This window comes from Methanosarcina acetivorans C2A (assembly GCF_000007345.1).
In the GTDB taxonomy this organism is placed as follows: Archaea; Halobacteriota; Methanosarcinia; order Methanosarcinales; family Methanosarcinaceae; genus Methanosarcina; species Methanosarcina acetivorans.
Genome location: NC_003552.1, coordinates 833,625 through 859,534 on the forward strand (window position 1 = coordinate 833,625; position 25,910 = coordinate 859,534).

Sequence of the window (25,910 nt, forward strand, 5' to 3'; positions counted from 1 at the left end):
TTATCTTTTTGTCAGGTTTAAAGAACTGATTTATAAGCAGTAGAGGAAAAATTATGGTTGGAAAAAGTGGAATCGCTAATCGAAAAATCAAAACAAAAATCACGGATTTTGTTTTGCTGACGATGCTCGTTTTCTTCCTGGGTTCCATACCTGGGATGGCATTTGAAGCTGATAATTCTGAGTTGATGGCTCAGGTTTTTGGCGCAGCCGAAGAAAGCCTCGGAGATCTTGGTCTTGAAGATACCCTTATCATCACGGATCTTGGTTCTCCTGCAGAATCTTATGTTTTTCTGGACGATTTCTATTCGGAGTTTTATGATAGGGAGTTATTGTATACGGATAACCTGCTAGTAGTCCAGAACGCCAGGAATGCCCCTCTCTGGTTTGCTTTCTTTGACAAACCCAGCGGGAACTGCACTTTTATCGAGGTTTCATACGGAGATGGGAATGAGATCAGCTATCAGGTAACCGAAAATATAGACTTTGATACCCTTTCCGAAAACCAGGAGTCCATAGATGCCTGGAGTGAAAAAGTGAGTTCTAAAGTGTTTGACGGACGCGAGTTTGCCATTCTTACAATCTGCAACGCTTGGGCCACCGGAGATCTTGACTATGAACTGATGCAGTGCCTGGAACTGCACAATCATTTCTGTCCCGGAGTTTCAAGCGGCTATATACTTGCAAACTGGATGGAAGAGAATTTCCCGTTTGAGGACGGGGTAAGTTATACGGTTTTTTCCTGTCCTAACTGGTGTAAAGATGATGTTTTCGTAAAGCGCTGGGATGCCACTCCTGGAAAAGGAGGAATCTGGGTTTCTGCCCTGACAGACGAAGAAATAGAAGAAATAGGGAACTCTCCTGCCGGGATCTTTGTGGTTACGGACAAGAACGCCGGAACAATGAAAGCTGTAGTGCTCGGGTTCGATTTCGATGTCGTGAATGCGGAGTGCGGAGCACAAGCCGATGATCCTTCCTGGATTTCGAAATATCTTATGGACCTCTGGCTCATGGACCGGGGTAACTGGGATGAAGAAGGTCTTGTTACCGAAATTGCAGTCATTGATATTGATTCGGATACCCTGAACGAAATGAAACTGGCGGGAGTCAATCCTTATGTTGTTCTCGGCCTGCTCAACCCGGAAGGAAATGGCAATTCTTCAGTTGAGGACAGTGAGCTGATGGGTCAGGTTTTTGCCGCAGCCGAAGAAAGTCTTGGAGACCTTAGCTCTGAAGATACTTTCATAATGACGGATATCGGCTCTCCTGCAGAGTCCGATTTTTTTCTGAATGACTTCTATTCGGAGTTTTACGGAAGGGATTTACAGTACACACAGAACCTGCTTGCAGTCCAGAACGCAAGAAATGCCCCTCTCTGGTTTGCTTTCTTTGACAAATCCAGCGGGGACTGCACTTATATCGAGGTTTCATACGAAGATGAGAATGAGATCAGCTATCAGGTAACGGAAAATATAGACTTTGATACCCTTTCCAAAAACAAGAAGTCTGTAGATGCCTGGAGTGAAAAAGTGAGCTCTAAAGTGTTTGACGGGCGTGAATTTGCCATTCTTACAATCTGCAACGCCTGGGCCACCGGAGATCTTGACTATGAACTGATGCAGTGCCTGGAACTGCACAACCACTTCTGTCCCGGAGTTTCAAGCGGCTATGTGCTTGCAAACTGGATGGAAGAGAATTACCCGCTTGAGGATGGGGTAAGTTATACGGTCTTTTCCTCCCCTCAGTGGTGTAAGGACGATGTCTTCTTACAGCGCTGGGATGCCACTCCCGGAACAGGAGGAATCTGGGTTGCCGAATTGACTGACGAAGATATAGAAGCAATTGACAGCTCCCTTGCCGGAATTTTCGTTGTCAAAGATAATAATGCCGGAACTCTGAAAGCAGTGGTGCTCGGATATAACTCTGATATTGCAAGTGCGCAGTGCGGGGCAAAAGACACCGATCCTTCATGGGTCTCGAAATACCTGAAAGACCTCTGGCTTATGGAACCGGATAACTGGGACGGCCTTGTTACGGAAATCGCAGTTATCGACATTGATTCGGATACCCTGAGCGAGATGAAACTGGCAGATACGAATGCCTATGAAGTTCTTGGGCTGCTCGACTGATGTGAGCGCCTGAAACATAGAGCTTCTGAAATAGGGAGCTGGATGAATATGTCTAAAACAGGGTAAAATTCCCAGTGCTGATGATTGAAAGCTTTGAGGTTTTTATCCTGATTTCTTTTTTCCCTTGATTTCTTTCTTACCTTGTTTATTTTTTCATGGATTTTTACATATATCCTTATTTTTGATAGCCTCTTACCTTTAATTATCCTTAAATTTATTAACACTGACTTAACTATCTATTACAAATTTCCTGCATTCCGGTGTAAATAAAAATAGCATCTGGAAAACCAAAGCTATATGAAGTACTTCAGTGTTTCCTGAATTCGATTTATCTTTCCAGAAAGCGGGTTTGTTTGTCATTATCCGCTTTAGAAGGACATATACTTGAGGGAGCAGGATTATATTTCAGGATTTTTTACTTCCCGGAATATTGAAACCGCCAAAAAAAGGTTAAAACCATGCTTGAAAGACTGAAAGACTCACTGGTTAATTCTCCTGTGATCAAGCGAGGGGAATATAACTATTTCATCCATCCTATTTCTGACGGTGTCCCTTCCATCGATCCCCGTCTGATAGAAGAGATCGCCAATTACATCATCAGGATAGCAGATATGGATGTTGACACCATTCTTACGATAGAGGCTATGGGCATCCCGGTTGCAAATGCCCTCTCCCTGAAAACCGGAATTCCTCTCACTATTGTCCGGAAGCGGCCTTACTTCCTTGAAGGGGAAGTTGAACTCTCCCAGAGCACAGGCTATTCGAAAGGGGTCCTCTATATAAACGGGCTCAAAAAGGGAGACAGAGTAGTCATCGTGGATGACGTTATAAGTACGGGTGGGACGCTTCTCGCCCTTGTAAAGGCGCTGCAGAATATGGGTGTCGAGATCACGGATGTAATTTCCGTTATAGGACGCGGAGCCGGCTATTTTAAGTTAAGGGAACTGGGAGTTGAACCCAAGATTCTCGTCACAATTGATGTGAGCGAGAAGGGCGTGGAGATTCAGGATGTCTTTGGGGATCAGTGAAGCGTTCGATTTAAGACCCGACTATATAATCAGCGTGATAAAGGATACGAAAGCAAAGCTTGTAGGTTTTCAGTTTCCCGAAGGGCTTAAACGCAAGGGTCCGGAGCTTGCAAAAATTGTTGAGGAAGCAACCGGAGCTGAGGTGCTCATCTCGGGTGATCCCTGTTTCGGGGCGTGCGACCTTGACAGGACGCTTCTTGACCATGTTGAGCTTCTTTTCCACTTCGGGCATGCGGAACTGGAAGATGTCAGGCTTTCGGATAAGGTGTACTTTATCGAAACCCGCTCCTCAGTTGATGTTCGGCCCGTTGTCGAGAAGGCTCTCCCGGGGCTTAAAGGGGAAAAAATCGGGCTTATCACCACTGTCCAGCATGTCCATAAGCTCCATGATGTGTGCAGGGTGCTAGAGGCCGGGGGAAAGACCTGCGTCATTGGGCGCGGGGACTCAAGGCTTGCCTATGCGGGGCAGGTGCTCGGCTGCAATTTCTCGGCAGCAAGGGATGAAGTCTGTGATGAATACCTTTATATCGGAAGCGGGGATTTCCATCCCCTGGGAGTAGCTCTTTCCACAAAAAAACGTGTCCTTGCAGCCGATCCTTTTTCCGGGGAAGTCCGGGAAGTTGACCCTTCAAGGATTCTCCGCCAGCGGAGTGCGGTAATTGCAAAGTCTCTGGATGCACAGGTTTTCGGGATCATTGTCTCAAGCAAAAACGGGCAAATGAGGATGGAACTTGCTTCTTCTCTCAAAGAAATTGCAAAAAAACACGGAAAAGAAGCCCACCTGATTCTTATCGATCTCGTAACCCCAGACCAGCTGCTTCAGTTCAAGGTGGACGCTTTCGTAAACACTGCCTGTCCCCGGCTTGCCGTGGACGAAGTGGGGCGTTTTCCCTCGCCCATGCTTACTCCACAGGAGTTTGAGATCGTGCTTGGAGAGCGGGAATGGGAAAAGCTTGTGCTCGATGAAATTACCGAGGAGCCTGTATAACCTTTTACAGGTATAAGCAGAGAATACCCGCAAAATGAAATCAGAGAAGACTTTTAAAACGAAACAGAGAATACTCACGAAATGAAATCAGAGAATATTCTCAAATCCGAAACCAATAGAATTCAAAAGATATGAAACAGAGAAAACTCGAGATGCTGCTTGAAGAAGTCGAAGGTTTTTCCAGTCCCGAACTTGAGCTGGAGCAATACCAGACTCCTTCTCCTCTTGCGGCGGAAATCCTCCATTTTGCTTACATGCAGGGAGACCTTGACGAATCGGTTCAGGACCTGGGCTGCGGTACGGGGATTCTTGCAATAGGGGCAAAACTTTTGGGAGCCAGGAAAGTTGTAGGGTACGATACAGACCCAAAGGCGCTTGAGGTTGCCAGAAAAAACGCCGAAAGGCTCGGAGTGGAGGTTGAGTTCGTTTGCTCAGATATTAAGAAAGTTTCAGGGCATGTAAAAACCACACTCATGAACCCTCCTTTCGGGGCAAGAGTTAAAGGCAGGGACAGGCCTTTTCTTTCGTCAGCATTAAGAACAAGTGAGGTAATATATTCCATCCATAACCGTGGAAGCCTTGCTTTTATCCAAAAGTTCATTAAGCCTGCGGTCATTACACACTCTTACGTTGCGAAATTCCCTCTTAAAAGGACTTTCGACTTCCATCAAAAAGAAAGAGAAATTATTGAGGTAGAAATTTACAGGATCGCTGTTCATGGATGAGGCTGGTGTTCAAAACCTGTGTTCAGGAGTCATTCAGGGTCTCATGTTTTACAGCCTTAAATTTTCAGATTTCACTTTAAAAGGCGGGATTGATAAATCTCCTTAATGGAGAACGGGTCAATAGTGCAGAGAATATCTCCGCAACAATGGGACAATTTATCCGTAACAATGGAACAAATTCTTCCATAAGATTGGAACCAATTATCCATAACAATGGAACAGGTCTATGGCGTAGATAGGTACTTCGGGAAGGTTATCTAAATAATTTGATGGCTAGTAGAATAATATGGTTACTTTGCATTAATAGGACTTACGCACTTGAGTACAAAATCAAGCACATTCGGCGTTGCAACTTGGTTATTGTTTTATACCGTGAAGGTTTAATGCCATTGATTACTCGGTTCAACCGCGTAAGTCCTAATTAATATAGCTACATGTATTGAAACGTATGCCATGCTGTAAGGGAAGAACTAAACTGGAAAATATTGAGGAAGGAGATTGCTCCTGTGCCTCCTGAAGTTGAATTCTCGATGGGTTAAGTTGCCGCCAAAAACTCTATAAAGATTACTGAAAACCAGTAGAATGACTTATTTACATAACTAATAGCGATAATTCAAATGAGGGATCATGATTAGAATCCGAAAAAATAAGACTACCAGGAAAAAATTAACAGGCCCTGGGGAAGGAAAACCGGTTGCTGAAAAATCTGTTCCGGTAGCTGCAGAAAGCAGGGAACAGTTTAAAGGCCAGCCAAGGGATCAGCCAAGAGATCAGTTTAAAGGTCAGTCCCGCGGCCAGTCCAGAGACCAGTTTAAAGGTCATTCAAGGGATCAATTTAAGGGCCAGTCCCGTGGGTCCAGAGATCAGTCAAAGGATCAGTTCAAAGGTGACCTTGGAAAAAAGAGAAGATTCCCATATTCTAAGAAATCTCCCAGAGATAGGAAGGAAATTCCGGGGTTCAGGCCTCCTGCCAGAGAGCCTGTGAGATCCGAAGAAGACCTCGAAAAAGGAGGTTTTGTCCTTCCTGGCGAACTTGTCGGGACTACAGAGGAGTTCAAATCGGGTGCCGGAACAACAGTAATTGGTGGGGATATCTATTCCACTGCCACGGGAAATGTGCTCATTGACAGAAAATCCAGAGTTGTCTCGGTTAAGCCAAACACCCTTACCCCAAATATCCTTAAGGTAGGGGACATAGTTTACGGCAAGATCACTGACGTCCGAGAGTCCGGGGCAATGGTGGAAGTTGCAGGAATCGAAGGAAAAGAGAACAGGGAAATTGTCAACACAAGGCCTGGGGATATCCATGTTTCAAATGTGAGGGACTCCTATGTAAAGAGACTCTCAGATGAGTTCAGGCCCTCTGATATCGTAAAAGCCAGAGTTATTGATGTTGATAGAATGCGTCTTACCACATCCGAAGATTCCCTTGGAGTTGTAAAAGCTTACTGCTCAAACTGCAGAGGCGAACTTGTCCTGGAAGGGAAAAAGCTTAAATGCCCGGTCTGCAATATGACTGAAACCCGTAAGATCTCAACCGAGTACGGGAAAGGAATCCGGTAATTTTCTCTTTCCCCATCTTACTTTATGCAGGTTTTGGCATTTTATGACGGATTATGCATTTTGCGGCAGGTTGTAATATAACCAGCTATATCACTCACCATTTACAGGTGGTCACCAATGGAACTGAACATTCTTAATAAAACAAATAACGAGCTTGAAGTCGAGCTTAGAGGCGAAACTCATACCCTTCTCAATCTTCTTAAGGACCTCCTGATTAAAGATGAAAGGGTTGAAGCGGCTTTCTATGACATGAAACACGTGAGCATCAGCGATCCTATCCTTTACATCAAAACCGATGGTACAGACCCGATTCTGGTCTTAAAGGAAACGGCAGCAATCATTATTGCTCAGTGTGATGAGTTCATCGATGTCTTCAGCAAGGCAGCAAATGCCTGAAGCCGGATGACCTGCAGGACGTCTCTTAAAACGTCTCTTAAAAGACGTTTTGCCCTTTTTTCTTACCAGGGGGCTTTCTCCTACTCTATATACTTTAGATAAGGGTTTCCGGATAGTATTTGTTCGCTTTCACAAGGATTTTTACGGGATTTTACTGTCTCTTTATAAATTGCTTCTGGAATACCTTTTTATGAATTCCTGATATATCACTGGATATATAGGGCTCCAGACAGTTAATTTTCTCAGATCTGCTCTCATAACCAGGACAGAAACCAGAGGAGAAATTTTTCGTTTGAATAGGAAATTTTCCGTTATCACTGAGGTATAAATAAAATGACACTTGACGATTCATCTTTACAGAAGTATGGTTTCATAAAGCGAGAAACCCTCGGCAGCATAAATATCGACCCTCTGCAGACTGGCGGGCTTTTGACCGAGGCAGCCAGGCAGGCCCTTGTGGAATGGGGAGACGGTTACTCTGTCTGCGACTTCTGTGGTGGGGTTCTGGACCAGATTAAAAAACCCCCTATCCATGATTTCGTACATAAAGCTCTCCCTGAGTTTTTAGGCTGTGATGAGGCAAGGGTTACAAACGGGGCAAGAGAGTCCAAATTTGCGGTTATGCATTCCATGGGCAAGCCCGGGGACTGGATCGTGCTTGACGGGCTTGCCCATTACTCCTCTTATGTTGCAGCTGAGAGAGCCGGTCTGAATGTAAAAGTGGTACCACATGCAGGCAGTCCCGAATATTATCTTGACCCCGAAGGGTACGGGACCGCAATCGAAGAGGTCACAAAGGAAAGCGGAAAACCTCCGGTTCTTGCCCTTGTAACATATCCTGACGGGAGCTACGGAAACATCCCGGATGCAGGAAAGATCGCGTCCGTCTGCCATGAGTATGAAGTCCCTCTTCTCCTGAACGGGGCGTACTGTGTGGGAAGGATGCCCGTATCCGCAAAAGAAATCGGAGCTGACTTCATAGTGGGCAGCGGGCATAAGTCAATGGCAGCATCCGGACCTGTCGGAGTGCTCGGCGTAAGCGAAGAATATGCCCCAATCGTATTCAGGAAATCCGTATACAGCAAGGTAAAGGAAGTTGAACTTCTGGGCTGCACTGCCCGTGGGGCAACGGTTATGACCATGATTGCATCTTTTCCGGAAGTGGTAAAGCGCGTCAGGAACTGGGACCAGGAAGTCGAAAACGCCCGCTGGTTCTCTGCAAGGCTTGAGGACATGGGCTTTATCCAGCGCGGGCAGAAACCACATTCTCACGACCTTATGTTCTTTGAAGCTCCCGGCTTCTACGAGATTTCCCAGAAGATCAAGAAAGGCAGGTATTTCCTTTATAAAGAGCTCAAAGAAAGGAACATCCACGGCATCAAGTCCGGGCTTACCAAATATTTCAAGCTCAGCACTTTCGGGCTCGGAAAAGAAAAGCTCGGCGTTGTTGCGGACTCTTTTGAGGAGATCCTGAAAAAATACGAGAATGTTTAAAAAACTTCAAAATCGATTTTTTTTCTGATGCCCTGGAGCAATCTAATAGTCTGTTCCTTATACTGGGTATCCGGGTTACTTTTTTTGAATCTGGTTTTTGAAATCTATTTTAGACTCTCATTCTGAATGATAGATTTCTCTGAAAAGGTCTCATTCTGGATGATAAGCTAGCTGAGATGACTGTTTTTTCACCGTCTGATCCTTATTTTTTGATTTCAATTTCAGGAGAAAATTCAGTTTAAATGCTCTACGGCAGCCCCGGATGGAAAAATTTTTAAAAAAGTTTTGGGATTGTATGTTCTGTTTTTCAACATTTCCTGTAAAAAAACAAAGCCCTGTTTTCGGGGAGTTACCTGTTTTTACTTCTTCATTTCCACGTTTTCCACATACCCTTCTCCCCGCGGGGTTTGGGCATAAAATACTTTTCCTTCCTCTTCTATTTTTTCGATGTAAAGTGCATCTTCCAGCATGTTGAGGTGGAAATTTGCCATGCTGTCGTTCAGGTTGAATTTTTCTTTTATCTCCTCATAGGATTTTCTCTCACTTCCGAGCGAGATAAGGATCTCTCTTCTCGTGGTATTCTGAAGAACCTTGAGTCCGAATTTATGGTCTTCGGTCGGGTTTCTCGTCAGTTTACCTTCACGTTTCATTCGCTCGAGCCATTCTTCTTTTTTTCTTGCATTTTCATCTGAATCCATATTCGGTCACCTTTCCAATAGCATTCATTATTCCCTATATTTGCCTTACTGGAGTTGCTTTTTTAACTACTTCAACTATATCATTTTTTCAATCACTAAACCGTTTACTATAAAATTAAGAATCAAACGATACAATGTACATTTCATCTCCAAGCTTACGCTCTTTCACCAGTTCACAGTGTCTTAGTATTGCAAGCTGGTTCATCGTTTCCTGAAGGGTGAGTCCAAAAAGCTTTGAGAGTTTTTCGGGGGTAGCCCCCCCATCTTCCAGGATAAAGTTATAGATCTCTTTTTGCAGTTCGGTCAGGCCTTCAGTCCCTTTAAATCCGTGCTGTTTCCTGAAGAGTTTCATTGAACGCACTGCCATTGGGTCTGCAAACTTTATTTTTTGATGCTCTTCCAGATAGCAGTCTTCACAGATTATCCGACCGTTCTCTTTGACGGATTCGTTTTCCTGAATTTCTTTCCCGCACGCTGGGCACATTACAAAATAGAGGACGTCTGGATCAAGTTCCCGGTTCCCGGATTTATTCGTTTTTACTAGGCCGTGGAACTCAAGATAACTCACTATTTCGTAAACTGTTGACCTGCATAGTCCATATTCGGCTTTTGCCTTTTTGATAACATCCCGGATATGGAAACCACAGTCCACGTGAGCTTTTTTAATGCATTCAATTATCCAGATTTCTTCTTCATCCAGCACAAGTTTCATTGAAATCTCCAGGAATATTTGACCAAGCAGAAGCAACTTTCTGATGAAAAACGGTTTCAAAACCCGAAGTTTTCATTTCTCACAAAACCGGGAATTCTGGAACAGTCTTTTTTGATATCTGTCTCTCTATTTTTTCATCTTTTTAGTATAAAAATGTATCGTTATCTATATATATATATTTCATTTTTCAGAGGATCTTTCATTAAGATTTCATGTAAAGATTCTATTGCTTTTCAGGTACCTTTACTAATATCACCGGTTCTTTCGTTTTGCAGTCCAAAGTTCCGCCACTTAATTTATAAATAGACAAGAAGTTTTTTATTCACATGAAACTGAACTCTGAACTCGAAGCAATCGAAACGCTTGCAAAAATCATTCTTACCGCAGCCCGGACTGCCCCCAAAGGCAAAGGGATTGATGATATTGTGACCTGCCTCCTCTCACCTGAAGAAAAAACCGAACTTGCCTCCAGGATGGAAGAATTAAGCGAGATCAAAGACCTTAAATTCCTGCTCCGGGACGCCCGGAATGTCAGGGACGCCGATGCCGTCATCCTGATCGGGCTAAAAGCTTCGGGTGTGAGCAGCCTGGACTGCGGAGCCTGCGGTTTTGAAACCTGTAAAGAGATGCTTGAGCATGAAAAGGTGCAGAAAGAGTTTCTGGGCCCCCAGTGCATGATCAAGTACCTGGACCTCGGGATTGCCGTGGGCTCAGCTGCCGCAAAAGCAAAAGATCTCTGCATCGATAACAGGATAATGTATTCTGCAGGGGCTGCAGCCTGTTATTTTGAGATGATCGATGCGGATGTGGCCATGGGGATTCCGCTGAGCGTCACAGGGAAAAATGTCTTTTTTGACAGGAAGTCTACGAGAAAGCCCTGAATCAAAAATTAAAAGTGGAAAATTAGATTCTAGGAATTCTGCTAAATAAATCAGTGTAAAGAAAAAGGAACCAAAACAAAGAAAAAGGCGGACAGATACGAAAGAAATTAGCTCCGCCTCTCACTATTTTTTTCTTCAATATTTTTTTCTTATATTTAACCAAGAAATCGTTCATCTGAAACTTTTCAACTGCTCAAAATCAAGGGTTGCAAAGTAGTCCTCGATGGTCTCTGCCCTGCGGATCTGCACAACGCTTCCGTCTTCTCTCAGCAGTAGTTCGGCAGAGCGAAGTTTTCCGTTGTAGTTGAATCCCATGGCATGTCCGTGGGCTCCGGTGTCGTGGATCACCAGGATGTCTCCTACTTCTACTTCAGGGAGCATCCGGTCGATTGCGAACTTGTCATTGTTTTCGCAGAGGGAGCCGGTTACGTCGTATTTATGGACAGGGGGCTTGTTTTCTTTCCCGAGGACGGTTATATGGTGGTATGCCCCGTACATACCCGGCCGCATCAGGTTTGACATGCAGGAGTCCATGCCCACATAGTCCTTGTACGTGCTTTTCAGATGCCGGACCTGTGAGACAAGGTAACCGTAGGGGCCTGTGATGATCCTTCCGCATTCAAGGTAGACCTTGAGGGGAGCAAGCCCGTTAGCTGTTATGGTAGCATTGTAAGCTTCTTTTACGCCTTTTGCTACAGCTTCGAGGGATACCGGCTCCTGTTCGGGCCTGTAGGGGATGCCTATTCCACCTCCCAGGTTTACGAATTCGAACTGGATTCCAAGTTCCTTTGAGATTTCCACAATGAGTTCGAAGAGAATCCTCGCGGTTTCGACGAAGTAGTCGGAGTTAAGTTCGTTCGAAGCAACCATTGTGTGCATCCCGAAGCGCTTTACACCTTTGTCCCTGAGGACTCTGTACCCTTCAAACATCTGTTCCCGCGTAAAACCGTATTTTGCCTCTTCGGGTTTTCCGATGATTGCGTTTCCTTCCTTGAGAGGGCCGGGGTTGTACCTGAAGCAGACGATTTCCGGAAGCCCTGCAGCCTTTTCCAGGTAGTGGATGTGGCTGATGTCGTCAAGGTTGATAAAGCCGCCAAGCTCTTTTGCTTTTGCAAACTCTTCAGCTGGCGTATCATTGGAACTGAACATAATATCGTCGCCGGTCATCCCTGCTTTTTCCGCAAGGATCAGTTCCGGCAGGGAACTGCAGTCCGCCCCGAAGCCTTCCTCTTTGAGGATTTTTAGAATGAAAGGGTTGGGTAGGGCTTTTACAGCAAAAAATTCCTTAAAGCCGGGGACGTCTTTGAAGGCTGATTTCATTCTTCTGGCGTTTTCCCTGATGGCTTTCTCATCATAAATATGAAAGGGAGTGGGATATTTTTCCGTTATTTTCAGTATTTCTTCTTTTGTGAAGGGAAGGTCCTTTGAAACCATTATCTTAACCTTTTACCTGATTTTTGTTTAATCGGTTTTTTTAATCGGTTTTTTTAATCGATTTTTGTTTAATCAGTTTTGTATCAAATTGAATTTTTACTCCTTTATTAGTTTTTCCTCTATTTCTTATACTGTCCTGAAAAAGTATTGATTTACAGAAACGGATCACATTGTCTCAAACAAACGTTAAGTTTCTGTTATTTAACATAAGGGCTCTTCGCTGTTTCGAGTGGGTAACTTAAATCCACCTCCTAAATATCGAAAGAACATCTATAAAATTTAGGTACATTTGCCGTTGAAAATCACATTCAAGCTCAATATTTCTCTTTTTGGCTTAGCTACTTTATAACTATGCAAATATTTCTAACCCACAGGAAATAGCGAAGAGCCAACATAAGTTTCTGATATACCGGCTACATCTGGACTGGCGAAGTTAGCTTTTTTTTCATTTTCCTTCTCAATCCCGGAGTTTTTTGAAAACTTCCTTGAGCCTGGAGTATGGGTAGGTATTCACAACATCTTCTTTTTCAAGCCAGCCCCTCCTCGCTTGCCCAAGCCCGTAGCGCATGGAAGCAAGGTCCGACATGGAATGGCTGTCTGTTGAAATACAGAATTTCAGCCCATACTCTTTTGCCCTAAGGATAAGCTCGTCGTTAAGGTCCAGCCTTGAGGGCTGGCTATTGATCTCCATTACCTTCCCGTTTGCCGCTGCCGTCTCAAAGACCGTTCCGAAATTAACCGCATAAGCCTCCCTTTTCCCGAGCAGCCTGCCTGAAGGGTGGGCAAGTATGTCAAGGTGCCTGTTTTCAAGAGCGGTGACAATTCTTCCTGTCATCTCTCTTTCCGAAGAGGAAAAACCTGAGTTCACGGCTCCGACCACGATATCGAGCTCTTTAAGGATTTCATCCGGGTAGTCAAGGCTCCCGTCTTTAAGAACCTCGACCTCGGAACCTCGGAGGATTTTTATTTTGAAGCGTTTTGACAGTTTTTTGATCTCTTCCCACTGTGCTTTCAGAGTATCGATTTCCATTCCGTGTGCAATTCTCTGGGAGCGCGAATGGTCTGTAACGGCAATATATTCGTACCCCATAGTTTCGGCTTTTTTCACCATTGTCTCAAGGCTGGCCCTTCCTTCGCTGTAGTCCGTATGCAGATGGAAGTCTCCTTTGAGGTCTTTTGCTTCTATAAGTTTTGGAAGGATTTTTTTTATTGCAGCCTTAATCTCTCCCCGGTTTTCTCGGAGTTCGGGTACGATGTATTCAAGTCCCAGTTTCCTGTAGACTTCTTCCTCACTTTTTCCTGCAACCTGTTTTCCCGAAGCTTTTTCGTACAGTCCATATTCTGAAAGCTTGTAACCCTCTCTTTGGGCAATATTCCGGAGTTCTATGTTGTGCTCCTTTGAACCCGTGAAATACTGAAGCGCAGCCCCGTAACTTTCAGGAGGAACAACCCTCAGGTCCACTTCCAGTCCTTCTTTGAGGATCACGCTGCTTCTTGTGTTACCTTTTGAGACTACCTGTCCAACAGCAGGGAGGGAAACAAAGGCATTCATTACCTTCCCCACCTGTTCTCCTTCTGCTTCTGCAAGGATATCGATATCCCCTATCGTCTCTTTCAGTCTGCGCAGGGAACCTGTGTAGATGAGCTTTGAGAAGTCGATTTCCGGGGTTTTGCTCCCGAGTTCGGTTTTCAGGGTAGTTTTGAGGGCAGATATAATCTCTTCGGCAAGTGGGAGTACCTTTCCAAGCGCCATTCTGGAGTGGCTTTTTTCGTAATTTCTAAGTGATCGGGCAATATTTTCTTCACTTATCTCCCCGAAGCCTTCAAGCCTCCTGATCCTGTGCGCATTAACCGCAGCTTTCAGGTCCGGAATAGTTTTTACTTTGAGCTCATCAGCAAGCCTTTTTGTCTTTTTTGCTCCAAGCCCTCTGATCTCCATAAGCTCGGTGGTGCCTGAAGGGGCTTTCCCTTTCAGGTCTTCGAATTTTTTAACCTTTCCGGTTTCGAGGTATTCGGCTATATGGTCAGCAATGGCTTCCCCAATCCCCGGAATTTCTGTCAGTCCTTTTTTCCCCTTCTTCTCATAGACTTTCTCGATGTCCTCTCCGAGGTTTTCGATATTCTGAGCTGCCCTCCTGTAGGCTCGCGGTTTCCACTCTATCTGCTGGAACTCCATAATGTCAGCAGTTTCGTATAACAATTCGGCAATCTCGCGGTTTCTCAATAGCTTCCTACTCCTTAGCTCACTACCCCTTAATGGTTTTATACTTCTTTTTCGTCCTTTTTGCTTTATTTGTCTCTGATTCCCAGGCCGGCTTTCAAATTCCTTCCTTCAAATCCCTTATTTCCCTGACCGTCGTGGCATCAAAGGGCGCTCTGTCATACCTTATACGCAAAAAGCGGGGAAAACGCAGTGCAAGCCCTGTTTCTTCTTCCCCTTCTCCCGCAGTATGCCCCGGGCTGTTTGTGATCTCCGAGCCGAGGACTTCAATAACAACTGCCGGTTCTATGAAGATATCAGGAAGCATCCCTTTTTTTATGATGACATTCTTTGGAGCTTCACTTACCGTGTGGGCTGAAAGCAGGCTGTTGATTTCTTCAGCATCCGCTTCAGTAAAACCCGTACCTACTTTTGTGAAGGTTTCAAATTGCTGTTCCTCTTCGTTCAGGACTGCACATAAGAGTGCCCCAAAGGAGCCTTTCCTTTTCCCTTTTCCGTAATAGCTCCCTACAACCACAAGGTCAAAGGTTTCTCTCATGCCTTCGGAGTATTCCTGTTTCCATTTGAGCCAGAGCCAGCTCCTTTTCCCGGCTTCGTAGACAGAGTTGCTGCTCATGGATTTGGCCACAATTCCTTCCAGCCCCTTTTCGACAGTTTCGTTAAAAAAGTCCTCAAGCTCCTCTATATTTTCCGTAACAGTTCTTCTGGTGAGGTGCACTATTCCTGACCCGTTAACATGCTCTTCGAGGAGAGCTCTTCTTTCAGGGTAGGTTTTCTTCAGAAGGGATTCTCCGTTGAGGTAAAGGATATCAAAAAAGAATACCGCAACGGGGCATTTTTCCCTGTACTTTTCAACCTCGTATTTTCTACGCCTCTGCATCAGGTTTTGAAACGGGTAGAACTCTTCTATCCGGGTATTCTCTTTTTCCAGTTCGGCATATGCAACGATTTCCCCGTCAAGCACGATTGTGTCCGCAGAGATACTTTCCCTTACAGCTTCTATAATGTCCGGGTACTGGGCAGTGATGTCTTCAAGCCTGCGGGAAAAAGCTTTAATCTCGTCTCCGGCTTTGTGGATCTGCACCCTCTCACCGTCGTATTTCTCCTCGGCTGCTTTTTTCCCTTTAATCCTTTCTTCAAGCTCTTCAAAGCTTTCAACACGCTGAGCAAGCATTGATTTCACAGGTCTTCCCGGTTTTATGGAGAAATACCCTGGAGCCCCGGCTCCATGCTCTGCAAGGGTTTGTGCAAGTTCTCCGATGTCCGTGCAGACACTGTAGCTTTCTTTTATTTTTCCTGCATGCTTTTTATCTCCCGTAAAGGCAATTGAAAAGGCTTCGAGTAAAAACTGGTCTCCAAATCCCAGCCTGAGCCTCCCGAGTACAATCCTTATTATGTATTTCCCTTCTTCAGGTGTGGCCTTCTGCAGGATATCCGAAAGAAGCCCGGTCTTCTTCTCCTGGCTTCCTTTCCCTGAGGCTTCTTTTATCTGTCTCAGCCTTTTGAAAACTTCTTCAATTGTCAGTGAAGCTTCTCTTTTTTTACTCAGCTCAAAAGCTACATCTCCGAGGTCTCCTGCCCTTGCATATCGCTTTTTGACCTCTTCTTCGGAAACTCCATAGGCTCCTGCGATGGCTCTTGTAACAAGCCTATCTTTTATCCCTAAAGTTGTGTTCTCAAAGGCAGGGCCTATGCTCCCAAGAAAAAGATAGGCACTATCCTTTACCTCGTCCCCTTTAAGTCCCCCAAAAAATCCTGCAAGCTTCCTTACGATTTCCTTATGGGACGTGATCCGTTCGAGCTCCTCAAAAAGCTCGGCAAGCTCCTTAAACCGCACCATTGCCCTCTTTCTCCACAAAAGCGGTTTGAAATTCCCCCAATTACTATTCCCTGCTCCGGTCTTTACGCTTTGCATCCTTAATTTTCAGAAACAGATTGCACTTCCAGTACGGGATAACCAGTACTCTTCGGTATCCTCCTCCCTTTTACCGAAACATTTAATATCTAAAAGATGCATGAGAAGAGTACACAGCAGTTCCTTAAGACAGTTTGCGACTGTGGTTTAGTGGCTATGACCTGAGCTTCCCAAGCTTAGAACCCGGGTTCGAATCCCGGCAGTCGCATTTCTGTGAAGGGATATAGGTTTCTTAAATTTTTTGTACGCTGTTTTGTATTAATAGTGCACAATAGTTTATTTTTAAAAGTTAGCTCACCAAAAATAATTACGGTTATAGAAGTTTTAGCAACTAGAAGTATAATATTAGTTTTTATTTTTTGTCTTTTTCATTCCATTCCATCAAAGCCTTCTCTATAGATATTAATGTGAACATAGTAGTATTGAATATTTCGTCTGGGTGTTGTGGCATCCAACTGATTTCATCAAGAACGTCTTTTGGAAGCCTAACAATATCGTTCATCTCTTCTCCTATCGTCATGAAATATTCAGCATATCGTAAACCATACCTACTATTATCACACGCAGTGATGGAGATGTACTGAATAAACGATCCATCATTCATTATATCTCTTGCATATCTGTACTGAATTTCTTCAGCACAATCAGAGTAATCGTTATTGAGTCTTCTGATGGTATCTGGAATCGATTCACCATTTTTTTGCAAAGCTTTCAGGTCTGAAAATACACTTTTAGAAAGTCTGATAGTTTTGTATTGCTTCATACTACTACTCATGTAGTTAAAATATATTAATTATCTACTGCATCTGTAGTTAATATTCCGTGTGCCTAAATTCTTTAAATCTCAAAAAAATACTTAAGTAGAAACCTTTGAGTTGGAAGAACCCTTGAGTGATCTCTAAAAAATAGTTTTTCTCTTTTTTCAAAATTTATCTAAAGAAAGTCAAATTTTTTGTACTCTGATTCGTAAGATTAATTATAAGTTTTCTACAAACAGGCTGTCTCAAAACTCAAACCATTTCTACAATTGGATAATGAGCAACGTTGAATTTAAAAACAAGACCACCTAACTTAGAGAAATTTATACATGAATTAACCTTGTAGTAGAAAAATTTGACACAATTGTAGAATTAACTTTAGTTTTGAGACAGCCTGCAAAGCTCATTTTTACATTTTACAAGCAATCATACATATTTTTACTTTCGGCCTGAAACCAATGCTTCCAATTTATTTACCTTTTCCAGAACATGAGCGTTAAGACTAAACGGTTTATCTGACTTGGCGTTCTGTTTCATATTATGCAAAATTCCCTTAGAAAACCCTAATTTCTTCCGCTCAACATAAGAAATGCTCAGGATTTTTTGCCTGATCTCTTGAGAAGCAATTCTCTCAATCCCATATTCAGACTTAACTAAATCCAGTTTTCCCTTTTTACTTGTAGAATAATTGGCTAATTCTCTCATCTTGAGAAAGATAACATAACTCAGTTTGCTTTCTTTACCCTGGTAACTTACTTTTTATTCAGCATGTTGGAAAACTCATTAACAATCTTCCTGGCTCCTGCAGGCTTTAGCTTGAGGTTCTAATTCTCAGTCCTGATTAAGCTGTCCCTCATCAAACGGTGAGCTGGATACCGGTCTTTCCCGCCGTAATTCTAATATTATTTGTAGCAAGGTTCATGTATTTCATAGAAGATTCTTATGTGCATAGTTCTTTTTTAATGATTTCACTCTCGCTTCTTTTTGCTGAACTTTTAGTGTAGGCTCCAAGCAGGTTGAAGATATTCAGATGAAGCAGTTGAATAATAAACAAACAATAATAAACAATAACATCGACTACAACCAACTCTAATAGTGTCAACCTTGAGCGAGAAATGATATTATGGGAGCAAAGTCTGGATCTGTTGGGGAACAGTCCTTAAATCTCATTCTAATGGCAGGACATGCTGAAAATTTTCGAAAAATCGATGAGGGCAGGAAAATAGCAAAGAGGACAAATCAAAAAGAATATGAGATTTATGCCAGTCAAGGTGAGCTTCGAGAGATTATACCTGCTGTAGAGCGAACACGTAAGGATAATCAAGAAGTAAGTGATATGGGCGAGAATGCTGTAATAATGAAGAACTTGTTTTACGGTATCCAGGCGCAATCACTTGTGGCTCTGGATATAAAAATAGGGAAAAGTACAGCTTCGAGAGCTCAACTCTTGGAGTCCGGGGAAAAAAGTCGAGCTGGGGCTTTTTTTAAAGAAGTAAAGATGAAGCTTTATGACAGTTACACTAAATCTTCTACTCGAGGATGGCGTTTTATTCCCGTAAATGATGGAAATAGGGCAAAAGTAGGTCGAAATTCCGAGATATTCCTGAGGAAACAACTTGATAGAATAAATGTGGATAAAGATCCCGTGTTAAGAAGTATTATATGTCAACTTGATTTGATTAAAAAGAAAATGGAGCAAAGTCAAAAAACATTTATCGCATCTAGTATCCTGATTGTAATCGATCTTCAGCATCCAGAGGATGTACGTGCAAAATTGATTGATTTAGCGCATCCCATCGATGTGAATAATAAACTGTTCCAAAAATATAAAGAAAATTTTAATGAAGGAATAAATGCACTTATTGCTTTTTTTAAAAGTTGTGCCGCCGAATAAGAGGTAAAAATAAAACCGGTCACACAGAAAAGTTACACGAGTGGTTATTAATTCACGTTAAGAGCTTATCGAAATTCCTGCTACTCTAAATGTTATCCGTATGCATGCTAAATGAAGCATAGCAAGGTAATTCTCAATTTTCTTTTCCCATCTTATAATGAGTCTTCTGAATCTGTTTAACCAGGAATGTGACCTTTCCACAACCTATTTTCTTGCCTTAAAACCTTGTATTTCCATTCTTATGTTTACCTCTCCCCTACTTTTGATACGGGCATTATAACTGTATTCTTTAACCAATTCTCCGATATCAAGAAAGTCATATCCTCTGTCCACACACATATTCTGAATAACATTATCTGGAGAAGGTTTTTTAAAAATTAGAAGTTACGCACTTGAGATCAAAAATCAAGCACAATAGCATTGTAGTCATATATGAGAATTAATCTGAAAAATGTTTGATGTTATTGATTTCTCGTTTCAACCGCGTAAGTCCTAAAAATAATGTCATTTAAAGTCCTTTTTACAAGCTTTTGAAGTCTTCCAGGCTTCTTTTGGGGTTTGGGAAGAAGTAACAATTGTTTGGTTTTATTCCAGAATTCGTCAGATATCTCGTAATTGTGTTCGTTTTTTCGTTTCGCTACTAATCAAAATTACTCTTAAATGTGTTTTTTTACTTCTCGGATAAGCACTTATCATCTGCGGTTACTTACATGAGTTTTTCCCCAGGGAAAAGTAAGTCAGTTTATCTAATTTCAGGACAATTTATGGGTTGAGCAAGATGTCAGTCGATCAAATTCCAATTGGTAAGTTTTCCTTCATGACCCGCCTCTTGCAAAAAGCTCTCAGGCTATATGACCGGATACTTGTTCCGGAGGCAATGGACCCTTTTACCGGGTATCGTTTTATACTGTTTCTCAACTGGAAAAAGGAATGAAAATTAAAACCTTAAGCTCCTGGGTTTTTCTCTGGAGGAGATTTCCATGCTTCTGGATGCGGAAAGTAAGGGAGAGTTCAAGCAGATGGGAGAATGCTTCAGGAAGAAACTTGAAGAAACGAGAGCCGAAATTGGGAAACTGCAGAGGATTGAAGGCATCTTGCAGGGCGCCTGCGAGCATAATAAAAAAATTATGGAGTTATTCAGTATGTCTGTTAACAGAATCCATTATTAAGGAAATCCCGGAAATTAGAGCAGTAAGCAAACGTGAGAAGGGAACATTTGCAGTAACTATAGGAAAACTCATAGGCGAGATATGTGCATGCATCAGCGGTCCTGAAAATCAGCGGAACAGGGTAAAAGTCACAGGTCCTACTATGTTCATTTGCCACGACTAGGAATACAAAGAAACTGACGCCGAGATTGAGGTTGCCCTTCCGGTTTCAGGCAGATTTTCAGTCGAAGATCCGAAAATGGGATTAGAGCCATGCCTGCCGCAAGAGTAGTTTCTGTTATCTATCGGGGTCCGTATCCCGGAGTTGAAGCCGTTTACAACCGGGTCTTCTCATATCTCGAAGAAAATAATCTGGAAACTTTCGGTCCCAGCAGGGAACTTTACTTCAGCGATCCTGCAGAAGTTCCTGAAGAGGAGCTTACGACTGAGACCCAGATTCAAGTTAGAGAGAGGTAATCTATGCGTTGCTCCAGAAACCTGGAGCAGTTATCTTTTTTTCAAGAAATACAATTGTAATCTCTCCTGCCGAATCCTATACTTAACCATCCAAATCTTTTTTAGCATCAAAATAGTATTCTTTCCTTGGGTCAAGGTTGTGGAAAAGGACGTGGAGTTTTGGAAGGCGTTTGCCAGACGAGCGTCGCAGGTTATCGCAGGCTTATTATTATTTATGGTAGTGTTTTTTCTTTCAGCCGGGCGGATCGACCTGCCAAGGGCATGGTTTTTCTTTGCCATTTATTTTGTTTCGTTTCTCTTCAATACGGTAATTTTCCTCAGGTTCAACCCTGAGATCATAAGAGCACGGAGTGAAACTAATTGGGGAAAAATGAAGTGGTGGGATAAGGTGTTTGCAGTGCTCTATTTCGTGTTTCTTTTCTCAATGTTTATTGTTTGCGGGCTCGATGTAGGGAGATTACATCTTTCCAGCATCGGGATAGGGTTTTTAGTGGTAGGCGTGATAATTTTCGTTGTGGGCTGGGCATTTGCGGTATGGGCAATGGTTGAAAACAAGTTTTTTGAAACCACAGTCCGAGTTCAGATGGAAAGAGAGCACAGGGTTGTTTCCACGGGCCCTTATGCGATTATCCGGCATCCGGGTTATGCCGGAATGATTCTGTTTTACGGTTGCTCTCCGTTTATCATCGGTTCTCTCTACGGGCTGATCCCTGTAATATTACTTGCTTTTGCTTTTGTTTTTCGCACATATTTTGAAGACAGGCTGCTCTACGAGGAGCTTACAGGATACAAGGAATACACGAAAAAGGTAAAGTACCGCCTCTTGCCATTTGTCTGGTGAGGACGTTATAGGGAAAAATGGCTCTGTACTGGATTTAGAGATGGCCTGTTTTTGAAAAGTATCGATTCCGGCTGAAAATAAGTTATTTCCCAGGTACTTATTTTCAGCAGAATCCCCACAATTTATGGGTTTAAATATCCGAAAAATCAAGTGTAAATTTTTTCCTGTAAACCATTCCCTGAAATATTGCCACGAGGTCTCCTGCATCATCCGTGACGTTCACAGTATATGTGGCGATTTTAGGATTTATTGAAGTTTCCTTTGCTTCGGCCGTGAGAGTCCCTTTTGTTGCAGCTTTTACAAAAGAGATGTTTGAATTGATTCCAACTGCAGCAATTCCGTATGCATTTGAAGCTGCGGCAAAAGCAAGGTCTGCAAGGGTAAATATTGCGCCTCCCTGCACTGCCCTTAAAGCATTAAGGTGTTTTTCTTCTATCTCCAGCGTGGCTTTTGCATAGCCTGGAGCAGCTTCCAGCAGTTCTATTCCTGCATGTGCGGCAAACTTATCTTTTTTAAAAAAACGTTTGAGGTCTTCCATAATAGCGACTCCGGTAATTATCAGTAAAGTCACTTCCCATTTGCTATATTTTTAATTAAAGTTATGCCTTTCGAATTAAACTCGGAAACACATTTTCTTCTCTTTCGTTCGAAAGCCTATTCACGTTTTTCTCTAATTTGTTTTCAAACTCCAGTTACTTTTGAATTCCTTTTAATACAGATTTCAGTCAAACTTTTGATTTTGAAACTGCGTTTCATGTTTTGCCTTTTAATGATAATTTCACTACTTGTTTCGCTTTTTAATACTAATTTCACTACTTATTACTAAGTAATTTTACACTACTCGTAAGCGTCTAATAAGCCGGAGTTTTAGATACGTTTATGGATGGGAGGAAGAGATCCGAACTTGGGGTTGAATTGCTGGAAACCAATATACTGGGAATTAAAAAAGAAACCGGAGACGGATTTAAAACCGTTATGATCGAAACAGATCGTGGAAGGGTGGAATGCCGTTACTATGCGGCAGAAGGAGCGAGCAAAGCGGTGATTATGGTCGGAGGGATAGGAGGGGGTTTTGACACTCCTGCAGATGGTCTTTATCCCCGTTTGTGTGTGGATTTGCTGGATTCCGGAATAAGTTCGCTAAGGATCAGATTCAGGTATCCTACCGATCTGGCAGAAGCTACTATGGATGTGCTTGTAGGAATTGAATTTTTAAAAGGTGAGGACATTTCCGGGTTTGGGCTGATAGGCCATTCTTTTGGAGGTGCTGTGGTCGTTCAGGCTGCGCATAACGAGAGCGCTGTAAAAACCATAGTCATTCTTTCCACTCAGAGTCTCGGAATTAGCCCGATCTCCAATCTTGCCGAAGGGGTTTCAGCGCTCTTGATCCATGGGGATAAGGATGAAACACTGCTGTCAGGGAGTTCGGTATACGCATATTTTCTGGCTCATGAACCGAAGAAACTCACGATATACGAAGGGGCAGGGCATGATTTAGCAGAAGTATCAGATGAAGTGTATAAAGAAGTAAAGAGCTGGATTGAAGACTACTTAAAATGAGTCCTTTACGCCTTCCGGGCTACTATCTTTTATAAGTTTTATATTTTTTTCCTTCAGGTTTTTGTTCAACTGTTATTTCTGTTCAACCGTTCTTTATTAAAGCTCAATATTTAATTTCCATTTAATAGTTCTGGCTTCAAAAGTGCTTACTGATTGTGAAAAGCTGACTAACCCTCCATATAGTTAAATAGAGATTAAGTATTTATAAATTCTCCATTTATTATTAAATTGGTTTTTATTAAACCTACTTTTATTTAATAGGGGATTATTTATTCAACTGGTCAGAAGACCAAATTCGTGTATGGGGGTATAGAATGAAAGTGAAACTAATAGTTTCTCTGATAGCTTTATGTCTAGCCCTGTCCATCGTATCCGTGCAAGCGCAGACAGACGCGGAAGAGGACATGGATAGCACAAATCTGATCGTGACCGGAAATATTGCTAAGACCATTACGTGTAATATGACCGGTAACGCTGCTGTGATCGAAGAAATAAATAAGACTACCGAGGCGGATAACGCTACCGAGGCAGACAATGCTACCGAGGCAGACAATGCTACCGAGGCGGACAACGCTACCGAGGCGGACAACGCTACCGAGGCGGACAACGCTACCGAGGCGGACAACGCTACTGAAGAGATAACGTGTACTGTGACTGGAAAAATGATTTTGATCAAAGATCTAAGTAATATGACCGAAAAGGCGGTTATAGTCGGAAAAACGGATAGTATGCCCGGAAACGTGGTTATTTTCGGAAAAATGGATAACATGACTGAAGACATGGGTAACATGACCGAAGGCATAGGTGACGTGACCGTATTCATGGCCGGAAATATGACTGGAACCATGATGTGCAACATGACAGAAATGAATAAGACTATCGAGGGTGCGGATAACATGACCGTACTCATGGCCGGAAACATGACCGGAACCATAACAGGTGATATGACCAAAAAAGCGATTATAATCAAGAATATGGGCGATATGAAAGAAATAGCCGAAAAAATGAGTAATATGACCTGGATAGCCGAAGACACGGATAACATGACTGAATCCACGGCATGTAATATGACCGGAAAAATGCTTGTAATCAAAACTATGGATAACATGACCGAAATGGAAGAAGACATGGATGATATGGTCGAGATGGATGGAGATACGGCTGTAATCGGAAATATGGATAAAACGATGGAAATGGACAAGGCCGCGTACAACACAACCGGAAAGATCATTGTGATCAAAAATATGGATGGTGCGATTGGAGTTGTGGCCAAGCCCATTACATTGAACGCGACTGAAAGAAGGTCTACAATCAGAAATATGAATGAGTGAACGATAGCGTGACCGAAAGAATTGTATGGACAGGTTAATTCAAGTTCGTTTCCATTACAAACTTCGGTCTGGAATAAGGGCTGTGAATCTGCATATTCACAGTTCATCCTTTTTCATTTCTGAATTACATTATAACAGCTGTAGAATTCCCTGAATAAAATTTGTTTTTCTTCCGACCCATTGGATAGAACCTGTCTTCAACAAACCTATTCTTTGCAAATCTATTCTCAATAGAGCTATTTTCATCAGAAACGAACTTTTTTGATTTTCATCTTAAATTCAGTTCTCTGGCTAAATATATTCATCTGGGATACCTTAAATGTCTTCACGAGGCTATAATATTCACAGATTTTTTATAAGGCCGCCCTTGCAAACCTTCTTATAGGCAAAGAAAAAGAAACTTCTTCAAAAGAGGTTGTAGACCTGCGCAGTGAAGTACAGTGGCTTTCCAATGAAATCAGCAGTTTTTCTTACAGGGAAAGGGAAAAAGGTGATTTTCAAGTAAGTATCTCGATATATTTCATTGACTATGCCTCTGCTCATTACTCCTTGCCTCTGCTCGTTACTTCTGTCTTTTCTGTCACCTTCATCCTTTCTTTCCCTGTTAATTGTTTTTCTTTCTTTTTCCGCACCTGTATGAAGACAGGCTGCTCTGCGAGGAACTTCCGGGATATAATGACTACAAGGCAAAAGTAAGATGCCGGCTGGCCCCTTTCTTTTCGTAAGGCTAAGACAAAAACGGGGCTGGAAGGGTTATTCATGTAAAAAAACGTTTATGAGTGAAATATTGTAATATTGTAGCAGAGTAAAAAATAAGCTAGGATTGAAGAATAAATTAAAACCTATTTTCAGGTTCTCATCTGGATTATGAGATTACACCAATTGGACTATGCATAAAAGTAATGTAAGAATTGTGATTACTATGAGCCCTATTTCCATGGCTCCTAATTCAAAAGTACCTACCTTCATATCTTCTAAATTGTTTAAGCATCTATATATAGGTATTAATTTAGATTTTTTTCAATCTTTTTTCTGCATTCTTTTCTTCCTTCTCTCTTCCTTATTTTTACTTTTTTTCTGGATTTATATTCCCGATGGAGGTTCGATTGCGTCGTAAGGACAATTTTCTGCGCATCTCCCGCATTCCAGGCATATCGACCCGTCAATTTTATAGATTTCCCCTTTGCTGATAGCCCTTGAAGGGCATAATTCTTTACATATCCCACAGGCCGTACACTTTTCTGTAATTTTATAACCCGGCTCTGCCACTTTTGCCCCTCCGAAAGCGAATCTTTCACGTTTCGGAGGGATGCCGGATAAGTCATACATTTCCCCTACTCCGGAGGATAAACAAAATACCTCCAGAATATCTTTTGTATCTTCAGGGTATATCTCGTCAAGAACCGGGTTTATCTCAAATATTTTTTCCAGAAAAATGTTTTCAACGAATTCTATCCTTCCTCTGACCCTGACCATAACGTAGTTTTTATCCATGCCGACAAGTGCTATTTCCGGATTTTTCTTTAACTGTCTGTAATAGGGTTTTCCCCTTGCCGTGAGAAAATAGAGTTTCTCATGCTCAACCAGCATTACATCGCTCATCCTGACTGCCGGTTTTCCATCATCCACAGTTGCAACAGCAACGGATTTGATGTTTCTTAAGAATTCAAGCGGATCTTCCATACCTCCACCCCTTAGTTTTTTCATTTTTACTTTTTCA

The 25,910-nt window shown here is 42.6% G+C and carries 23 protein-coding genes, 1 tRNA gene and 1 pseudogene; 15 read left to right on the plus strand and 10 right to left on the minus strand.

Annotation, left to right across the window (positions count from 1 at the left end; all coding sequences use genetic code 11):
* Window positions 1-53 precede the first annotated feature (53 nt).
* The 7 genes from MA_RS03745 (at window position 54) to pscS (ending at window position 8,320) form a co-directional block, all read left to right on the plus strand.
* Window positions 54-2,126 (plus strand): FmdE family protein, encoded by a 2,073-nt coding sequence (locus MA_RS03745; protein WP_011020760.1) that lies wholly within the window; start codon window positions 54-56, stop codon window positions 2,124-2,126.
* 458 nt (window positions 2,127-2,584) lie between these two features.
* Window positions 2,585-3,154, plus strand: coding sequence for a hypoxanthine/guanine phosphoribosyltransferase (gene hpt, locus MA_RS03755; protein ID WP_011020762.1), 570 nt, complete (start codon window positions 2,585-2,587; stop codon window positions 3,152-3,154).
* A complete protein-coding gene (gene dph2 / locus MA_RS03760) occupies window positions 3,135-4,142 on the plus strand; it encodes a diphthamide biosynthesis enzyme Dph2 (RefSeq protein ID WP_011020763.1) in 1,008 nt (335 codons plus the stop codon). The genes hpt and dph2 overlap by 20 nt, the downstream gene beginning before the upstream one ends.
* Before the next feature lie 131 nt (window positions 4,143-4,273).
* Window positions 4,274-4,867: an METTL5 family protein gene (locus tag MA_RS03765; protein ID WP_011020764.1), complete on the plus strand. Its 594-nt coding sequence runs from the start codon at window positions 4,274-4,276 to the stop codon at window positions 4,865-4,867.
* 627 nt (window positions 4,868-5,494) lie between these two features.
* A complete protein-coding gene (locus MA_RS03770; RefSeq protein WP_011020765.1) occupies window positions 5,495-6,430 on the plus strand; it encodes an exosome complex RNA-binding protein Csl4 in 936 nt (311 codons plus the stop codon).
* 117 nt (window positions 6,431-6,547) lie between these two features.
* Window positions 6,548-6,826, plus strand: coding sequence for a DNA-directed RNA polymerase subunit L (locus MA_RS03775; protein ID WP_011020766.1), 279 nt, complete (start codon window positions 6,548-6,550; stop codon window positions 6,824-6,826).
* A gap of 333 nt (window positions 6,827-7,159) precedes the next feature.
* On the plus strand, window positions 7,160-8,320 hold the full coding sequence (gene pscS / locus MA_RS03780; RefSeq protein WP_011020767.1) for an O-phospho-L-seryl-tRNA:Cys-tRNA synthase: 1,161 nt from the start codon (window positions 7,160-7,162) through the stop codon (window positions 8,318-8,320).
* Window positions 8,321-8,679: 359 nt separating this feature from the next.
* On the opposite strand, the gene MA_RS03785 is transcribed toward pscS, so the two are convergent.
* Window positions 8,680-9,018, minus strand: coding sequence for a winged helix-turn-helix domain-containing protein (locus MA_RS03785; RefSeq protein ID WP_011020768.1), 339 nt, complete (start codon window positions 9,016-9,018; stop codon window positions 8,680-8,682).
* A 115-nt stretch (window positions 9,019-9,133) separates the two neighbouring features.
* The gene (locus MA_RS03790) at window positions 9,134-9,730 is read right to left on the minus strand and encodes a hypothetical protein (RefSeq protein WP_011020769.1); all 597 of its coding nucleotides are present in this window, start codon (window positions 9,728-9,730) and stop codon (window positions 9,134-9,136) included.
* A gap of 326 nt (window positions 9,731-10,056) precedes the next feature.
* Here MA_RS03790 and MA_RS03795 point away from each other — a divergent pair, with 326 nt between their 5' ends.
* Window positions 10,057-10,611 carry a ferredoxin domain-containing protein gene (locus tag MA_RS03795; protein WP_011020770.1) on the plus strand — a complete coding sequence of 185 codons (555 nt, stop codon included), beginning with the start codon at window positions 10,057-10,059 and terminating at the stop codon, window positions 10,609-10,611.
* A 171-nt stretch (window positions 10,612-10,782) separates the two neighbouring features.
* Here the strand turns inward: MA_RS03795 and lysA are convergent, their stop codons facing one another.
* The 3 genes from lysA to MA_RS03810 form a co-directional block, all read right to left on the minus strand.
* Entirely contained in the window at window positions 10,783-12,045 is a 1,263-nt protein-coding gene (gene lysA, locus MA_RS03800; protein WP_011020771.1) for a diaminopimelate decarboxylase, read from the minus strand.
* 457 nt (window positions 12,046-12,502) lie between these two features.
* Window positions 12,503-14,269, minus strand: a complete 1,767-nt coding sequence (gene polX, locus MA_RS03805) for a DNA polymerase/3'-5' exonuclease PolX (protein ID WP_011020772.1) — start codon at window positions 14,267-14,269, stop codon at window positions 12,503-12,505.
* Between the two features lie 94 nt (window positions 14,270-14,363).
* Window positions 14,364-16,106 (minus strand): ATP-dependent DNA ligase, encoded by a 1,743-nt coding sequence (locus MA_RS03810; RefSeq protein WP_011020773.1) that lies wholly within the window; start codon window positions 16,104-16,106, stop codon window positions 14,364-14,366.
* Between the two features lie 211 nt (window positions 16,107-16,317).
* Between MA_RS03810 and MA_RS03815 the strand changes: the two genes are divergently transcribed.
* Window positions 16,318-16,389 (plus strand) — tRNA-Gly (locus MA_RS03815).
* Between the two features lie 144 nt (window positions 16,390-16,533).
* Here the strand turns inward: MA_RS03815 and MA_RS03820 are convergent.
* Both MA_RS03820 and MA_RS03825 read right to left on the minus strand, forming a co-directional pair.
* Complete coding sequence (locus MA_RS03820) at window positions 16,534-16,944, minus strand: hypothetical protein (RefSeq protein WP_048066129.1); 411 nt, start codon at window positions 16,942-16,944, stop codon at window positions 16,534-16,536.
* 433 nt (window positions 16,945-17,377) lie between these two features.
* A complete protein-coding gene (locus MA_RS03825) occupies window positions 17,378-17,644 on the minus strand; it encodes a hypothetical protein (RefSeq protein WP_011020775.1) in 267 nt (88 codons plus the stop codon).
* Between the two features lie 418 nt (window positions 17,645-18,062).
* Here MA_RS03825 and MA_RS03830 point away from each other — a divergent pair, with 418 nt between their 5' ends.
* Window positions 18,063-18,833, plus strand: coding sequence for an inositol polyphosphate kinase family protein (locus MA_RS03830; RefSeq protein ID WP_011020776.1), 771 nt, complete (start codon window positions 18,063-18,065; stop codon window positions 18,831-18,833).
* A gap of 57 nt (window positions 18,834-18,890) precedes the next feature.
* Here MA_RS03830 and MA_RS25020 read toward each other — a convergent pair.
* Window positions 18,891-19,214 (minus strand): annotated as a pseudogene (locus tag MA_RS25020) (transposase); the annotation flags it as partial.
* Window positions 19,215-19,813: 599 nt separating this feature from the next.
* Here MA_RS25020 and MA_RS29620 point away from each other — a divergent pair.
* The 3 genes from MA_RS29620 to MA_RS03845 all read left to right on the plus strand — a co-directional run bounded on the left by MA_RS29620 (window position 19,814) and on the right by MA_RS03845 (window position 21,299).
* Window positions 19,814-20,002 carry a hypothetical protein gene (locus MA_RS29620; protein WP_342636702.1) on the plus strand — a complete coding sequence of 63 codons (189 nt, stop codon included), beginning with the start codon at window positions 19,814-19,816 and terminating at the stop codon, window positions 20,000-20,002.
* A 252-nt stretch (window positions 20,003-20,254) separates the two neighbouring features.
* A complete protein-coding gene (locus MA_RS28350) occupies window positions 20,255-20,458 on the plus strand; it encodes a GyrI-like domain-containing protein (RefSeq protein ID WP_226990746.1) in 204 nt (67 codons plus the stop codon).
* A gap of 214 nt (window positions 20,459-20,672) precedes the next feature.
* Window positions 20,673-21,299 (plus strand): methyltransferase family protein, encoded by a 627-nt coding sequence (locus MA_RS03845; protein WP_052279101.1) that lies wholly within the window; start codon window positions 20,673-20,675, stop codon window positions 21,297-21,299.
* A 130-nt stretch (window positions 21,300-21,429) separates the two neighbouring features.
* Here MA_RS03845 and MA_RS03850 read toward each other — a convergent pair whose 3' ends face one another.
* Window positions 21,430-21,837 carry a PaaI family thioesterase gene (locus MA_RS03850; protein WP_048064953.1) on the minus strand — a complete coding sequence of 136 codons (408 nt, stop codon included), beginning with the start codon at window positions 21,835-21,837 and terminating at the stop codon, window positions 21,430-21,432.
* A 341-nt stretch (window positions 21,838-22,178) separates the two neighbouring features.
* On the opposite strand from MA_RS03850, the gene MA_RS03855 reads away from it, so the two are divergent.
* Both MA_RS03855 and MA_RS28140 read left to right on the plus strand, forming a co-directional pair.
* Window positions 22,179-22,859, plus strand: coding sequence for a dienelactone hydrolase family protein (locus MA_RS03855; protein WP_011020781.1), 681 nt, complete (start codon window positions 22,179-22,181; stop codon window positions 22,857-22,859).
* 314 nt (window positions 22,860-23,173) lie between these two features.
* Window positions 23,174-24,190, plus strand: coding sequence for a hypothetical protein (locus tag MA_RS28140; RefSeq protein ID WP_048064954.1), 1,017 nt, complete (start codon window positions 23,174-23,176; stop codon window positions 24,188-24,190).
* Between the two features lie 1,083 nt (window positions 24,191-25,273).
* Here MA_RS28140 and MA_RS03870 read toward each other — a convergent pair.
* Window positions 25,274-25,897 carry a 4Fe-4S binding protein gene (locus MA_RS03870; RefSeq protein WP_048066132.1) on the minus strand — a complete coding sequence of 208 codons (624 nt, stop codon included), beginning with the start codon at window positions 25,895-25,897 and terminating at the stop codon, window positions 25,274-25,276.
* Between the last annotated feature and the right edge of the window lie 13 nt (window positions 25,898-25,910).

What these genes read in the sequence shown, in the direction of transcription:
- MA_RS03770 (WP_011020765.1), top strand. Translation starts at nt 5,495, where the DNA reads ATGATTAGAATCCGAAAAAATAAGACTACCAGGAAAAAATTAACAGGC.
- MA_RS03775 (WP_011020766.1), top strand. Translation starts at nt 6,548, where the DNA reads ATGGAACTGAACATTCTTAATAAAACAAATAACGAGCTTGAAGTCGAG.
- pscS (WP_011020767.1), top strand. Translation starts at nt 7,160, where the DNA reads ATGACACTTGACGATTCATCTTTACAGAAGTATGGTTTCATAAAGCGA.
- lysA (WP_011020771.1), bottom strand. Translation starts at nt 12,045, where the DNA reads ATGGTTTCAAAGGACCTTCCCTTCACAAAAGAAGAAATACTGAAAATA.
- MA_RS29620 (WP_342636702.1), top strand. Translation starts at nt 19,814, where the DNA reads ATGCTTCTGGATGCGGAAAGTAAGGGAGAGTTCAAGCAGATGGGAGAA.
- MA_RS03870 (WP_048066132.1), bottom strand. Translation starts at nt 25,897, where the DNA reads ATGAAAAAACTAAGGGGTGGAGGTATGGAAGATCCGCTTGAATTCTTA.
- hpt (WP_011020762.1), top strand. Translation starts at nt 2,585, where the DNA reads ATGCTTGAAAGACTGAAAGACTCACTGGTTAATTCTCCTGTGATCAAG.
- dph2 (WP_011020763.1), top strand. Translation starts at nt 3,135, where the DNA reads ATGTCTTTGGGGATCAGTGAAGCGTTCGATTTAAGACCCGACTATATA.
- MA_RS03830 (WP_011020776.1), top strand. Translation starts at nt 18,063, where the DNA reads ATGGGAGCAAAGTCTGGATCTGTTGGGGAACAGTCCTTAAATCTCATT.
- MA_RS03845 (WP_052279101.1), top strand. Translation starts at nt 20,673, where the DNA reads ATGGTAGTGTTTTTTCTTTCAGCCGGGCGGATCGACCTGCCAAGGGCA.
- MA_RS03795 (WP_011020770.1), top strand. Translation starts at nt 10,057, where the DNA reads ATGAAACTGAACTCTGAACTCGAAGCAATCGAAACGCTTGCAAAAATC.
- MA_RS03850 (WP_048064953.1), bottom strand. Translation starts at nt 21,837, where the DNA reads ATGGAAGACCTCAAACGTTTTTTTAAAAAAGATAAGTTTGCCGCACAT.
- MA_RS03765 (WP_011020764.1), top strand. Translation starts at nt 4,274, where the DNA reads ATGAAACAGAGAAAACTCGAGATGCTGCTTGAAGAAGTCGAAGGTTTT.
- MA_RS03820 (WP_048066129.1), bottom strand. Translation starts at nt 16,944, where the DNA reads ATGAAGCAATACAAAACTATCAGACTTTCTAAAAGTGTATTTTCAGAC.
- MA_RS03825 (WP_011020775.1), bottom strand. Translation starts at nt 17,644, where the DNA reads ATGAGAGAATTAGCCAATTATTCTACAAGTAAAAAGGGAAAACTGGAT.
- MA_RS28350 (WP_226990746.1), top strand. Translation starts at nt 20,255, where the DNA reads ATGCCTGCCGCAAGAGTAGTTTCTGTTATCTATCGGGGTCCGTATCCC.
- MA_RS03745 (WP_011020760.1), top strand. Translation starts at nt 54, where the DNA reads ATGGTTGGAAAAAGTGGAATCGCTAATCGAAAAATCAAAACAAAAATC.
- MA_RS28140 (WP_048064954.1), top strand. Translation starts at nt 23,174, where the DNA reads ATGAAAGTGAAACTAATAGTTTCTCTGATAGCTTTATGTCTAGCCCTG.
- MA_RS03790 (WP_011020769.1), bottom strand. Translation starts at nt 9,730, where the DNA reads ATGAAACTTGTGCTGGATGAAGAAGAAATCTGGATAATTGAATGCATT.
- MA_RS03810 (WP_011020773.1), bottom strand. Translation starts at nt 16,106, where the DNA reads ATGGTGCGGTTTAAGGAGCTTGCCGAGCTTTTTGAGGAGCTCGAACGG.
- MA_RS03855 (WP_011020781.1), top strand. Translation starts at nt 22,179, where the DNA reads ATGGATGGGAGGAAGAGATCCGAACTTGGGGTTGAATTGCTGGAAACC.
- MA_RS03785 (WP_011020768.1), bottom strand. Translation starts at nt 9,018, where the DNA reads ATGGATTCAGATGAAAATGCAAGAAAAAAAGAAGAATGGCTCGAGCGA.